Source organism: Variovorax sp. PBL-E5 (assembly GCF_901827185.1).
Classification (GTDB): domain Bacteria; phylum Pseudomonadota; class Gammaproteobacteria; order Burkholderiales; family Burkholderiaceae_C; genus Variovorax.
This window is the reverse complement of the sequence record NZ_LR594671.1, coordinates 1,004,848-1,018,392: the sequence shown is the minus strand read 5'-3', so window position 1 is coordinate 1,018,392 and position 13,545 is coordinate 1,004,848. Positions and strand designations below refer to the sequence as shown.

At 69.4% G+C, this 13,545-nt stretch carries 12 protein-coding genes; 4 read left to right on the top strand and 8 right to left on the bottom strand.

Going from position 1 to position 13,545, the window contains the following annotated elements; all coding sequences use genetic code 11:
- Positions 1-41 precede the first annotated feature (41 nt).
- The 8 genes from WDLP6_RS04925 to WDLP6_RS04890 form a co-directional block, all read right to left on the bottom strand.
- Positions 42-818, bottom strand: a complete 777-nt coding sequence (locus WDLP6_RS04925; protein ID WP_162591450.1) for an amino acid ABC transporter ATP-binding protein — start codon at positions 816-818, stop codon at positions 42-44.
- A 19-nt stretch (positions 819-837) separates the two neighbouring features.
- Entirely contained in the window at positions 838-1,935 is a 1,098-nt protein-coding gene (locus WDLP6_RS04920) for an amino acid ABC transporter permease (RefSeq protein ID WP_162591449.1), read from the bottom strand.
- Position 1,936: 1 nt separating this feature from the next.
- The gene (locus WDLP6_RS04915; protein ID WP_162591448.1) at positions 1,937-3,109 is read right to left on the bottom strand and encodes an ABC transporter permease subunit; all 1,173 of its coding nucleotides are present in this window, start codon (positions 3,107-3,109) and stop codon (positions 1,937-1,939) included.
- A 48-nt stretch (positions 3,110-3,157) separates the two neighbouring features.
- Positions 3,158-4,186, bottom strand: coding sequence for an amino acid ABC transporter substrate-binding protein (locus tag WDLP6_RS04910; protein WP_162591447.1), 1,029 nt, complete (start codon positions 4,184-4,186; stop codon positions 3,158-3,160).
- A 130-nt stretch (positions 4,187-4,316) separates the two neighbouring features.
- Positions 4,317-5,552, bottom strand: coding sequence for an OmpA family protein (locus WDLP6_RS04905; protein WP_162591446.1), 1,236 nt, complete (start codon positions 5,550-5,552; stop codon positions 4,317-4,319).
- Positions 5,552-7,372 (bottom strand): serine/threonine protein kinase, encoded by a 1,821-nt coding sequence (locus WDLP6_RS04900; RefSeq protein ID WP_197910138.1) that lies wholly within the window; start codon positions 7,370-7,372, stop codon positions 5,552-5,554. Before WDLP6_RS04900 ends, WDLP6_RS04905 begins: the two co-directional genes overlap by 1 nt.
- Positions 7,373-7,651: 279 nt before the next feature.
- Positions 7,652-7,975 (bottom strand): DUF1161 domain-containing protein, encoded by a 324-nt coding sequence (locus WDLP6_RS04895; protein ID WP_162591445.1) that lies wholly within the window; start codon positions 7,973-7,975, stop codon positions 7,652-7,654.
- 43 nt (positions 7,976-8,018) lie between these two features.
- On the bottom strand, positions 8,019-8,996 hold the full coding sequence (locus tag WDLP6_RS04890) for a LysR substrate-binding domain-containing protein (RefSeq protein WP_162591444.1): 978 nt from the start codon (positions 8,994-8,996) through the stop codon (positions 8,019-8,021).
- Between the two features lie 130 nt (positions 8,997-9,126).
- Here WDLP6_RS04890 and WDLP6_RS04885 point away from each other — a divergent pair, with 130 nt between their 5' ends.
- The 4 genes from WDLP6_RS04885 to WDLP6_RS04870 are packed head-to-tail and all read left to right on the top strand — an operon-like array spanning position 9,127 to position 13,365.
- Positions 9,127-10,281, top strand: coding sequence for an ABC transporter substrate-binding protein (locus WDLP6_RS04885; RefSeq protein WP_232076960.1), 1,155 nt, complete (start codon positions 9,127-9,129; stop codon positions 10,279-10,281).
- The gene (locus WDLP6_RS04880; protein WP_162591442.1) at positions 10,278-11,486 is read left to right on the top strand and encodes a thiolase family protein; all 1,209 of its coding nucleotides are present in this window, start codon (positions 10,278-10,280) and stop codon (positions 11,484-11,486) included. Before WDLP6_RS04885 ends, WDLP6_RS04880 begins: the two co-directional genes overlap by 4 nt.
- Positions 11,483-13,060 (top strand): AMP-binding protein, encoded by a 1,578-nt coding sequence (locus tag WDLP6_RS04875; protein ID WP_162591441.1) that lies wholly within the window; start codon positions 11,483-11,485, stop codon positions 13,058-13,060. Before WDLP6_RS04880 ends, WDLP6_RS04875 begins: the two co-directional genes overlap by 4 nt.
- Entirely contained in the window at positions 13,054-13,365 is a 312-nt protein-coding gene (locus WDLP6_RS04870) for an antibiotic biosynthesis monooxygenase family protein (protein WP_162566048.1), read from the top strand. The genes WDLP6_RS04875 and WDLP6_RS04870 overlap by 7 nt, the downstream gene beginning before the upstream one ends.
- Positions 13,366-13,545 lie beyond the last annotated feature (180 nt).

The following is a 13,545-nucleotide window of genomic DNA, read 5'->3' as shown; positions in this document are numbered from 1 at the left end:
TGGGGTGTGGCGCTTTTTTGTCGCCGTGGGAAAGAGGCGGGTCAGTGCGGCAGCAGCTGGCCGAGGAAGGATCGCAGGCGCGCGCTTTGCGGCCGCTCGAAGAAATCGTCCGGTGGTGCGGTCTCGATGATCTGGCCCTGGTCCATGAAGATCACGCGGTCGGCGACGCGGCGCGCGAAGCCCATCTCGTGCGTGACGATCAGCATGGTCATGCCCTCGCCGGCCAGGCTTTCCATGGTCTGCAGCACCTCGTTGACCATCTCCGGATCGAGCGATGCGGTGGGCTCGTCGAACAGCACCACCTGCGGCCGCGTGCACAGCGTGCGCGCGATCGCCACGCGCTGCTGCTGGCCGCCCGAGAGCTGTGCCGGATGCTTGTGCGCATGCGCCAGCAGGCCGACGCGCTCGAGGTAGTGCATGGCGCGCTCGTGCGCTTCGGGCCGGCTCACGCCATTGCCCCACACCGGCCCGACCGTGAGGTTCTGCAGCGCGGTCATGTGCGGGAACAGGTTGAACTGCTGGAACACCATGCCGACGCGCCGGTTCACCGCCAGCCGGGCCGCACGCGTGATCGCGTCGGCACCGACCTCCACGCCGCAGACCTGCAGATGCCCCTGCTGGAAAGGCTCCAGCAGATTGACGGTGCGCACCAGCGTCGACTTGCCCGAACCTGAGGGGCCGCAGATCACGATGCGCTCGCCCGGCGCCACCCCGAGCTCGATGTCGCGCAGCGCGTGGTAGGCGTCGTACCACTTGTTGATGCCGTTCATCCGCACCACGGCGGCGGCATCGGCAGACGCAGCGATCTGGTTTGTCATCGGGGGGGATTCAGGTGGGTCAACGCCGGGCTTCGAGCCGGCGGCTGTAGCGCGACAGCCCCCAGCAGATGATGAAGTAGGCCAGCGCGAGGAAGACATGGCCGGATGTCAGGATATTGGATTCGCCGTTCCACTCCGGTGACTTGGCGCCGCTTTCCACCGCGCCCAGCAGGTCGTTGACGCCGATCACCGAGAGCAGCGTCGTCTCCTTGACCACCGAGATCATGATGTTCACCAGCGCCGGCACCACCGCGGTCACGGCCTGCGGCAGCACGACCAGGGCCAGCGCGGCGAGTTCGCTCAGGCCGACGGTGGTCGCGGCCTCGCGCTGGCCGCGGCCGATGGTCTGCAGCCCGCCGCGGAAGACCTCGGCCGCCATCGCCGCGTTGAAGAGCGCGAAGGCCACGACCGCGCGCGTGAACAGGTCGACGTTCAGGCCGGCCGGCAGGAACATCGGCAGCAGCGTGGCGGCGATGAAGAGCACGACCAGCAGCGGCACCGCGCGCATGCCCTCGACGAAGGCGGTGCACAGCCAGCGCACGATCGGCAGCCGCGAGCGGCGCCCGAGCGCGAGCAAGAGACCCAGCGGCAGGGCGGTGGCGAAGGTCGCGAGCGTGGCGACCAGCGTCAGCAGCAGCCCGCCCCAGCGCGTCGGCGGCACGAAGGGCAGCACGCCGCTGCCGAGCAGCAGCAGGAAGAAGAACACCGGCAGCAGCACGAAGCCCAGCAGCACGCGCTGCTGGCTGGCGCCGTGCGCGCGCCGCACCGCCCAGCCCCAGAACAGCGCGAACACCGCGAAGCAGGTCCATGCGCGCCACAGCTGGTCCGAGGGATAGTCGCCGACCAGCCAGGGCTTCCAGCGCGCGATGATGAAGGCCCAGCAGGCGCCGTCGTCGCCCGGGCAGGCGCTGCTCGACACGCCGAGCCAGTGCGCGCGCACCAGCGCCCAGCCGAAGAAGCGCCAGCCGGCGACGACGAGCAGCGCCAGCAGCAGCAAGGACAGGAGGCCCATCGCCACGCTCGGGAACCAGGTCCGGCGCCAGCGCGTGAGCGTGGGCACCACGGCGACGGGCGCGGGCCGGGGATCGATCAGCGTGGTGCGGACGAAGGAAGTCATCTCAACGCCCTTGCGACCGGAGCAGGCGCCGATTCGCCAGGTTCACCACCAGCGCGATGACCAGGTTGATCGCCGCGTACAGCAGCACGACCAGTGCCATCGCCTCCAGCGCCTGGCCGGTCTGGCTCAGCACCGTGCCGCCGACGATCTGCATGATGTCCGGATAGCCGATGGCGGCCGCCAGCGAGGACGCCTTGGCCAGCGTCTGGTACTGCCCCGCCGCCGGCGGCAGCGCCAGCCGCAGGGCCTGCGGCAGCACGACCAGCACGGCCGCGCGCACGCCGGTCAGTCCGACGGTGGCCGCGGCCTCGGTCTGGCCGCGCGGCACCGACAGGATGCCGGCGCGAAAGATCTCGGCCAGGAAGGTGCTGTTGTAGATCGACAGGCCGAGCGTCAGCGCGATCAGCTCGGGCAGCAGCGCGAAGCCGCCGCTGACGTTGAAGCCTTCGGCGCCCGGTCGGTCGAGGGCGAACTGCGCATGCATCAGCGCCAGCGGCGCAAGGCACAGCGCGAGCAGCAGCACGGCGCTCAACGCGAGCGTGCCAGTACCGGCCGCCCCGCGCGCCCTGCGCACGCGCCGCAGCGCAATGAACAGCACGGCGAAAACCACGACCGCCGCCACGACGCTCCAGACCGCGGCGCCGGTCATCAGCAAGCGCGGCAGGAAGAGGCCGCGGTTGTTCAGCAGCACGGCGCCGAGCTCGAAGCTGTCGCCCACGCCCGGCAGCAGTGCGATGGCGGAGAAGTACCAGAAGAAGATCTGCAGCAAGAGCGGGATGTTGCGAAAGAGCTCGACATAGGCCGTCGATGCGCCGCGGATCAGCGGATGCGCGCTCAGCCGGCCGAAGGCGACGAGCAGCGCGATCAGGGTGCCGAGCACGCTGGCGAGCGCGACCACCAGCAGCGTGTTGAGCGTGGCGACGACGATCGCGTCCCAGTAGCTCGATGCCGGCCCGAAAGGGACCATCGCCTGCGCGATCTCGAAGCCCGCCTCGCCGCGCAGGAAGCCATAGCCCATCGACACGCCGTGCGCGTGCGCGTTGACGACGAAGTTGGAGAAGCCGCGCCACAGCAGCCAGGCCACGGCCCCGAGCAGCACGAGCTGCCCGACATAGCCCGGCAGCCGTTCCAGCAGAACGGCGCGCGAGAGCCTGGGGCGGGGATGTGCCGTCATGCGGGAAGCAGGGGCGCGGCCACCGCGGCAGCGGCCGGCCCCGGACGATCAACGGACCGGAATCGACATCATGAGGCCGCCATTGGCGATCAGCGCATTGCGTCCGCGCTCCAGCCGCAGCGGCGTCTTGGGGCCGACGTTGCGGTCCCAGACGTCGCCGTAGTTGCCCACCGCCTTGATCGCCTTGTAGGCCCAGTCATTGCCGAGGCCGAGCTTGGTGCCGAAGTCGCCCGTGACGCCGAGCAGGCGCTGCACGTCGGGGCTCTGCGAGCTGCGCTGCTCGTCGACGTTGGCCTGCGTCACGCCCAGCTCCTCCGCCGCCACCAGCGCGTTCAGCGTGAAGCGCACCACGGCTTCCCAGCGCGGCTGGCCCTGGGCCACGATCGGGCCGATGGGCTCGTTGGACACGGTCTCGGTCAGCACCTTGAACTCGTCGCGGTTGGGCAGCGCGGCCAGGCGCGCAGCGAGGCCCGAGCGGTCGTTGATGGCGGCGTCGCAGCGCTTGCTCACGAACGCATCCCAGGCCTGCTCCTGCGAGGCGAAGGTGACGATCTTGTACTTGAGCTTGTGGGCGCGGAAGTAGTCGGCCACGATGAGTTCCGACGTGCTGCCCTGCGCGGTGCAGATCGTGGCGTTGTTGAGGTCGGCCACCTTGTTGGCCTTCGACTTGGTGGTCACGGCGAAGCCCTGGCCGTCGAAGAACATGACCTTCGGGAACTTCAGGCCGCTGACGTCGCGGCTCTGGGTCCAGGTGAAGCGGTGCGTGAGCACGTCGACCGCGCCGGTGGGCAGGCCCGCGAAGGCGGTCTTCAGGTCCATCGGGACCAGCTGGATCTTGGTCTCGTCGCCCAGCGTGGAGGCGGCGATGGCCTTGCACAGGTCGATGTCGAAGCCCTTGCGGGTGCCGGTGTTGTCCTCGGCCGAGAAGCCGGGTGCGGCCTGCGTCACGCCGCACTTGACGACGCCGTGCGCCTTGACGTCGTCGAGCACGTCGGCCCGGGCCGCGCCGGCCAGCGCCGTGAAGGCCGCCAGTGCGAGGACGGTGTTGCGTGTCGAAAGGACCGATGGGATGCTCATGGCTTGTCTCCGGCTTGTCGTTGTGGTGGGACCGCTTGCAAGCGCCCCTGACGCAACTCGGAGAGTAGGCTACCGTCGCTCGCTCGGCGGCGGCAGTGTATCAGTGTCCTCCCATGCGCTGCGCCGGGTCTTACCCGGCGTTCGCGACGCCGCCGGGGCGCTCGGCGCAGTCCACGATCCTGAACTCGACGCGGCGATCGAGTGCGTCGACGGCATCGTCCGTGCCGCTGCCGATGATGTTCTCGCGGAAGCCCTTGCCACTGAAGGTGATGCGCGCGTTCAGCGCGGTGGATTCGCCGATCAGCCGCTGGCGGATGTAGCGCGCGCGCTGCAGCGAGAGCGAATCGTTGTACGCGACCGAGCCGGTATGGCTGGTGTGGCCGACGACATCCATGCAGACCCTGACCTCGGTGCTGCGCCTGGCGATCTCGCGCAGCCACATGGCGTAGGGGCCGCTGATCTTCGGCTCGGGCCAGAACTCGGTGCTGCCCGGACTGAACAGGAACTTGACCTTGAGCTGCTGATTGGCGATGCCGTAGGCGACGATCCTGCCGAAGGCCTGCTCGGCGTCGGACGTGCGGCCCAGCTTCGTCGAGCTCAGATAGATGCCGTTGAGCACGCGCAGCTGCTGTTCGCCGGCCGGCGTTTCGCCCGCGCCGCTGTACTGCGCCAGCGCGTCCTCGTAGCGGCCGGCGTTGTAGAGCGTGGTGGCCTCCTGGATCGCGGGTGCCGCCGCGATGTGGGCCAGGTAGTACGGATCGGCGTGCTGGCCGGTCGGCGTGGCGGTGGTGCGTATGTAGCTCTCGATCACCGGATCCTTGTTGGGCACCGGCGTGTCCTGGTCGTAGCGCAGCGGCGTGGCGTCGAGTCCCTCGTCGCGCGCCACGGCAGCGGCATGCGCGGCCACGATGCCGCTGCCCAGTTCGGTCAGTGCCAGCTCGATCTTCAACGGGCTGTGCGGCTCGTCGGTCGAAAGGCGCTTCATCGTGCCGGTGAGCAGGTAGCGGGCCTTGCCCAGGTTCGCGCTCCGGAACGGCAGCATCTCGAAGGCATCGTGCTTTGCCTGGATGCGCTCGCCGACCTGGTCCTGCAGCCGTTGTGTCGCCACGGTCTGCTGCGCGCCGTCGGCATCGATCATCGGATCGAGCACCACGCCGCGCCGGGCGCCGAGCCTGGCGAGCAGGGCCGGCCCTTTCTGCGTCTGCATCAGGAGCTCGTCGGTGGCCTGCGCGACGGCCTGCTCGAAGGGCAGCGCGGCCGTGGAGGACGGTGCCGGCGGCGCGGCGCAGCCGGCCAGACCGAGCGCGAGCAGCACGGCGCCGGACAAGGACAGGGCATGCAGCCCGCGAGCGAAGGCGGTGGTCATCATTCGCACTCCTTTCTCAGGAAAGCGGCCTCGCCGGGCGCCAGGGCTTCGAGCGAAGCGCGTTGAAGCATCTCGGTACAGCGGGCGCGGGCCTGCGCGATGTCGGGCACTGCCGCGGGGACCGTGGCCGGCGGCGCGATGGCTTCGCTCGCCGGGGCGCGCACTTCGCGCCGGGTCGCGCGCGCGGCGCCGACGGGCGCACGCGGCATGGCCTTTCGAAGCGGCTCGACGGCTGCTGGCGCGGCGGCCTGCGCGGGCGAGGGCTCGGCGGCCGGTCTGGCATCCGGTGTGTCGAAGCGCAGGGATGGCTGTTCAACGATCGGGCTTCGCGGTGCTTCGTGGCGTTCGGGCACTGGCGGCGTGGTGGGCTCGAGCCTTGCGGTCTCGGGCGCCGGCGCAGCTTCGACCGGCTGCGGCGTCGGTTCCGGCACGGGCACGGCCGCCGCGGGCACCGGCACGGATGCGAGCGATGTCGCCGCAGGCGCCGCGAGCACCGGGGCGCCGGTCCGCTGATGGCTCACGACGAAAGCGCCCGCCAGCACCACGGCCGCCACGGCGAGCGCAGCGAGTTTGGTCGGGCCGCCGAAGCGCCGCCGCGCCACGCGCGGCACCGTGCGGCGCGTCATGGCGGCGAACACCCAGGGCTCGACACGCGGCGCCGGCGGCTCGGTCTGCGGCATCGGGCCATCGGCCACCTCGACCTGACACTGAGGCAGCTCAGGTTCGCAGGTCTCGGTGGGTCGGGCCGCCTCGATGGTCGCGCTGTTCGTCGCGGCCGGCGGCGCTGCGCGCTCCTGCGCATCGAGTCCACGCAGCGCGCGCACGAGGTCCAGGTCCTCGAGCCGCTGCGCACAGCTCAGCCGCGCCAGGAACTCGGCCGCGCTTTGAGGCCGGTTGCGCGGATGCAGCGAGAGCGCGGCATCGACAGCCGCCAGAAAATGGTCGCTGTAGCGGCCGCGCGCGAGTTCGGACAGCGGCTGCAGCCGGTCGTCCATCAGGCGTTCGATCGACGGTGTCGGCGGCTGCCCGGTGATCGCCGCGTACACCACGCCGGCCAGCGCGTACACGTCGGTCCATGCGCCCTGCGTCATCGAAGCGACTTCGCCGTACTGCTCGATCGGCGCGAAGCCGGGCTTGAACACCACCGTCGGCGAGTTTCCCAGGCCGTCGATCACACGACGCGCTGCGCCGAAGTCCAGCAGCACCGGACCATGGTCCGTGAGCAGGATATTGTCGGGCGCGATGTCGCGGTGAAAGCAACTCTGCGCATGCATGGCGCCGAGCGCATCCAGCAACGGGCGCAGCCATTCGAGCAGTTCGGCTTCCTCGGGCGGCCGGCCGAGTTCGGCCAGCGCGCGTGCGAGCGTCGGGCCCTCGTAATACGGCATCGCCATGTAGGCCGTGCCGTTGCCTTCCCAGAAGTGCAGCACCCGCACCAGCGACGGATGATCGAAGCGCGCCAGGATGCGTGCCTCGTTGACGAAGCTGCGCAGCCCGATGCGGAAGTTGTCCATGTGGCGCTGCGACTTGACCACCACCGCCGACGAGACGCTGGCACGCGAGGCGAGCACCGCCGGCAGGTATTCCTTGATCGCCACGTGCTGCTGGAGCGCATGGTCCCAGGCCAGGTAGACGATGCCGAAGCCGCCCTCGCCGACCGGTCCGATGATCTCGTAGTCGAGCAGCCGCATGCCCTCGGGCAGGGTGTGTGCGGTGTCCCGCACGCTGTCGGCCCAATCCAGCGCCAGCGACAGGTAGTCGTCGACCTGCGCCGCCGGACCGGGCACGGTGGGTATGTCGAGCGCGAAGGCGGGGTTCATCGAATCAAGGGCTCACCGGACCGGCTGCCCACCTCTGCGCCAGGTCATCCATCCCACGACAAGAACCCACATTGCGATCATCAGGTCAGACCCCCAGTCCGAGCCTTGACTCTACGGCGCTGCGCCGGCGAAAACATTCACCGGAAGCACTAGCCGAACGGAGACGGCGCGGCGCCGGCAAGGCCAGGGCAGGCCATAGGCTGTACGCTGGAATAAGTGAGAGCTTGCATCGCGCAGGCCGCGCAGGCCGCGCAGGCCGCGCAGGCGCAAGCTACGCGATCACTTCCTGCAGTTGCCGCCCATCGACACGGAGCCGTCCTTGCACTCGGTCAGCATGGGTTCGTCGCGCGAGCGCGCCGGCGTCGTGGCGGAAGAATCGCTGCGCGCGTACACGATCTTCCTGGTGCCGAGATCGCACGAACCGACGACCTTGCCATCGACCTGAGCGCCCGCGTCGACCGTGGCGAGCGTGTAGCCGACCACGCCGGAGGCCTTGATCTTGGCGTCGATCTGCGCGCTGATGTCCTCGCAGGTGCTGGCCCTGCTGGCGGCGCCGGCGAGGAGCAGCGCCACCATCACGATCGTCCGGACAGGCGTCTTCATGGCGAACAGTCTATCGCCGCCCCGCCTTGGCACAAGCCCGGCCTCACCCGCGCGTCGCGGCGACCGTCTTCACGGCGCTCAGGAACGCGGCCGTGGCCGGATGGAGGGGCGATCCCTGGCTGGTCATGATGGACACCGGATGCAGCGTCGCCGACAGGGTCAGCGGCAGGATCTGCAACTGGCCGATGTCCACGAAGCGCCGCGCCACGCCGCTCGGAATCGCGGACAGCATCTGCGTCTGCCGCACGATTTCCACCAGCGTGAGGATCGACGATGTCTCGACCGCCACCCTCGGTGCCGCGGCCTTCAGCGCCGCGAGGCCGCTGGCGACCAGCGTGTAGAGCTGGCCGGTGCGCGCCGGCAGGATCCAGTCGAAGCGGTCGAGCTGGGCCGGCGTCCAGTCGGTGTCCTGCAGCAGCGGATGGCCGACGGCGCAGACGATCACCGTCGGCTCCTCGAACAGCATTTCGCAGGTGAAGGGCCGCGAGCCGGGCGACGAGGTCGCGCGGCCGATCACGCAATCGAGCTGCCCCTGATCCAGCAAGGGCAGCAGGCTGGTTTCCAGCCCTTCCTGCAGGCTCAGCTGAATGCCCGGGCGCAGCTTGCGCAGCAGCGTCGCGGCGTCGGGCACCAGCACCGTGCCGGCGACCGGAAAGACGCCGACCCGCACCCGCCCTTCCCAGCCGTTGCGAAGGGCCGCGATCTCGGCATGCGCCGCGTCCATGTCGGCGAGGCCCTTGCGCGCCCAGTGCAGCAGCACCTCGCCGTAGGGCGTGATCTCGATGCCATGCGCGGTGCGCTCGAACAGCCGCGCCTCGAAGATGGACTCGATCTCCTGCAGCAGCTTGCTGGCCGCGGGCTGGGTCACGAACAGGTCGCTGGCAGCCTGGCGGATGTTCTTGCGCCGGGCCAGCGCCTCGATCACCACCAGGTGGCGCACGCGCAGCCGCGCGCGCACATGGCCGAGCGAAGGCAAGGGGCCGTGGGCGTCGAGAGCGTCGGCGTTCGTCTCGCGGGTCATCGCCGCATTCTGCAGCACGCTCCTTGCGCCTTCCCGGGGGTTATATGCGTATTCATTTTGAACATGCCCGTCGATGGCGGCGGCCGCGGCTCCTATGCTGGGGCGATCCATCCATCCTTCGAGGTTCCGCTTGAAACGTCTTCGCCTGCCCCTTCCCTTCACGTGCAGCGCCGCCTGCGCGCTGCTGCTCCTGGCGCCGTGGGCCCATGCGGAGATCACCGTGGGCGTGGTGCTCAGCATGACCGGCGCCGCGTCCTCGCAGGGCATTCCCGAGAAGAACATGATCGCGCTCCTGCCCGACAAGCTGGGCGGCGAGCCCGTGAAGTACATCGTGCTGGACGATGCCACCGACCCGACCCTGGCACTCAAGGACGCGCGCAAGCTCGTGAGCTCGGACCAGGTCGACGTGCTGATCGGCTCCTCCAACACGCCCAATGCGCTGGCCCTCGCGTCGGTCGCGCTGGAGAGCAGGACGCCGCAGGTGTCGCCGGCACCGATGGACGTGCCCGCGAACCAGCACCCGTGGGTCTTCGTGGTGCCGCAGTCGGCCGACCTGATGATCGATGCGGTGCTCGAGAACATGAAGAAGAAGGGCATCAAGACGGTCGGCTACATCGGCTACTCGCAGCCCTGGGGCGACCAGGTGCAGCACAGCCTCGCGACCCTGAGCGGCAAGTACGGCATCCAGCCGCTCAACGACGAGCGCTTCGAGCGCACCGACAGCTCGGTGGTGGCGCAGGTGGTCAAGACCATGGCGCTCAAGCCCGATGCGATCCTGATCGGCGCCACCGGCACGCCGGCCGCGCTGCCGCACCTGACGCTGGTCGAGCGCGGCTACAAGGGACCGATCTACCACACGCACGGCGTGGTCAACGACGACTTCCTGCGCGTCGGCGGCGCACGCGTCGAAGGCGCGCTGGCGCCGATCGGGCCGGTGGTGGTGTTCAAGGATCTGCCCGACAGCGATCCGGTGAAGAAGGTATCGAAGGACTTCTCCGCGCTCTACACCAAAGCCTACGGCGCGGGGCCGGTCAACGCCTTCGCGACCTGGGCCTACGACAGCTACCTGCTGCTGGACAAGGCGTCCGCGGTGGCATTGAAGAAGGCCAGGCCCGGCACGGCCGAGTTCCGCGCCGCACTGCGCGATGCGCTCGAGAACAACACGGCCGGACTCGTGGGCACCAACGGCATCTACCACATCACGCCCACCGACCACAACGGCCTGGACAAGCGCGCGCGCGTGATGGTGCGCGTATCCCACGCCGACTGGCGGCTTGCGGAATGACCGAGGCCTATGTCCCCTACGGCGGCTACTGGTGCTCGCCCTTCGCGCGCTGGCAGGGCAGCCTGTCGCATCTTCATGCGCTGGAGTTCGGCGCCTGGCTCGCGCGCGAGTCCCTCGCGGAACGCGACATCGACACCGCGCTGATCGACAGCGGCGTGCTGGGCACGACGATTCCGCAGCGCGGCGCCTTCTACGGGCTGCCCTGGGTCGCGGCGCTGGCCGGGATGCCGCATCTGGCCGGGCCGACGATCGCGCAGGCCTGTGCGACCTCGGCGCGCTGCGTGTCGCTGGCCTCGCAGGAGGTCGCATTCGGCGCCTCGCAATGCACGCTCGTCATCACGGCCGACCGGGTGTCGAACGGGCCGCAGATCTACTACCCCGATCCGCGCGGCCCCGGCGGGGCGGGCGAGAACGAAAGCTGGGTGATGGCGAATTTCGAGCGCGACCCCTGGGCCGGCGTTCCGATGGTTCGGACCGCGGAGAACGTCGCGGCCCGCTTCGGCATCGGCACCGAGGCGCAACACGAACTCGTGCTGCAACGCTATGCGCAATACGGCGAGGCGCTGAAGGACGACGGCGCCTTCCATGCGCGCTTCATGCGCCTGCCCTTCGCGGTGCCCGATGCGGCATTCCGCAAGACCGTCGCCACGCTGCAGGGCGACGAAGGCATCCATGCCACAACACGCGAAGGCCTCGCGCGCCTGCGGCCCGTGATCGAAGGCGGGACGGTCACCCATGGCGCACAGACGCATCCCGCGGACGGCAGCGCCGGCATGCTGGTCGCATCGCGCGAACGGGCGCGGCAGCTCACGCGGCGGCCCGAGATCGAGATCCGGATCGTCGCGACGGGCCAGGCGCGCACCGACATCGCGGCGATGCCGTATGCGCCGGTGCCGGCAGCCCGCGAAGCGATGGCGCGCGCCGGGCTGCGCTTCGACGAACTGCATGCGGTCACCACGCACAACCCCTTCATCGTCAACGACATCGTGCTCGCCCGCGAGACCGGCCTCGACGCGATGGAGATGAACCGCTTCGGCTGCTCGCTGGTCTGGGGCCATCCGCAGGCACCGACCGGATTGCGGGCGATCATCGAACTGATCGAGGCCCTTGAAATGCGCGGCGGCGGGCACGGCCTGTTCACCGGCTGCGCGGCAGGCGACAGCGCGATGGCGGTGGTGGTCGAGGTCACGGACGCCCGCGCATGAGCGACTACGCTGCGTTCGCCGCGCTGTTCCGCGGCACGGTGGTCGAGATGCTGTTCGAAGCCGCCACCCACACGCCCACGCGCCAGGCGCTGGTCTGCGATGGCAAGGTGCTGAGCCATGCCAAGTATGCCGATGCCGTGCTCGCACTGGCGCGCAGGCTCGCGGTGCCGGGCTCGCGCGGCGTCCGCATCGCGGTGCTGCTGCCCAGCGGCATCGATGCCTGCGTCGCGCACTTCGCGGTGCTCGCCAGCGGCGCCCAGTTGCTGCCGCTGAACCCGGCCTATACGCCGCGGGAACTCAAGGTCCAGCTGGACGATGCGCAGTGCGATGCGCTGATCGCCGATGCCGCGCTGCGCCCGATGCTGAAAGAAGCCTTGCTGCACGATTCGACGATGCGCATCGTCTGGTCCGACGGCGGGTTCGCGGCCACGAGCGCGCACGATGCGGACGCCGCGAGCCGCACGCTCGCGCCGCTCGAGCCCGGCCAGCTCGCACTGCTGCAATACACCGGGGGCACCTCGGGGCGCCCCAAGGGCGTCGAGCTGACCCACGCGGCGCTGCGCGCCAACGTCGAGCAGCGCGAAGCGATGCTGCCGACACGACCCGACACCGAACGCATCCTGTGCGCGATGCCGCTCTTCCATTCGTATGGCATGGCGATGGGGCTGTACCTCGCGGCGCGCTGCCGCGGTGCGCTCGTCATCCTGTCCGCCTACCGGCGCGAAGATCTTCTGGCCACCGTGGAGCGCGAGCGCATCACCGTCTTTCCCGGCAGCCCCGCGATCTTCGTCGGGCTCATGGCCCATCCGCGCTTCGCCGGCACCGACTGGTCGAGCGTGAAGGTCTGCTACTCGGGCGCCTCGGCGCTGCCGGCCGCGGTGCTCAGGCAATGGGAAGAGACGGTCAAGGTGCCGATCTTCGAGGGCTACGGCCAGACCGAAGCCGGGCCGGTGCTCAGCTTCAACGGGCCGTCGGCGCCGGTGAAGACGGGCTCCGTCGGCAAGCCTGTGCCGCAAACCGAGATCGAGATCGTCGATGTCGAGACCGGCCGGCTGCCGCTGGGCCGCAACGCCTGCGGAGAGATCCGGGCGCGTGGGCCGCAGCTCATGCAGGGCTATCGCAACCTGCCGCTCGAAACGGCGCAGGCCCTGCGCGACGGCTGGCTCTACACCGGCGACCTCGGCGAGTTCGACGACGACGGCTATCTCTTCATCCGCGGACGCAAGAAAGACCTGATCATCGTCGGCGGCTACAACGTCTATCCGCGCGAGATCGAGGATGTGCTGCTCGAGCATCCTGCGGTGCTGGAAGCGGCCGTGATCGGCCAGGCCGATGACTACCGCGGCGAGACGCTGCACGCCTTCATCGCCCTGCGCGAAGGCATGACGGCAAGCCGGGCCGAGCTCGACGCGCACTGCGCGCGCAACCTCGCGAGATACAAGCTGCCGGCGAAGATCAGCGTCGTCGACCGGCTGCCCAAGACCTCGGTCAACAAGATCGACAAGAAGGCATTGCAAGTCGCACCGATCAACGATGCGACCGCCGAAACCGCCACAGGAGATTCCCCGTGCTGATCTGCGTCATCGAATTCGCAACCATGCCCGGCATGGAGCAGCGCAACCGCGATCTCGTGACCGAGCTGCTGGTCGAAGCCGGCAAGCTGGACGGCTTCATCTCGAAGGAAAGCTTCACGAGCCGCGACAACCCGGGCAAGGTCGTCACGCTCTCCTATTGGCGCGACGCCGAGGCGCTGCGCGCCTGGATGCACAACGCCGAGCATCGCAAGGCGATCCCGCTCGGCAGGAAAGAACTCTTCACGCACTACGTGATCCAGATTGCAGAGGTGGTGAACGACAAGTCGTGGACGCGGCCGGCATAGGCCCTGGCCGATGGCGCCTCGCAATCCTCAAGCAATGTCAATTGGATTGCGGCACGCGGTTCGCAACACTAGAGTCGGCATCCATGTCGAAGACTCCAGGGCGGACGCAGGGCTCGGCTCCTCGGATCGATCGCTGGAGATCGGTGCAAAGGAAAGGCCAAGCATGAGGTTCTGGACAAC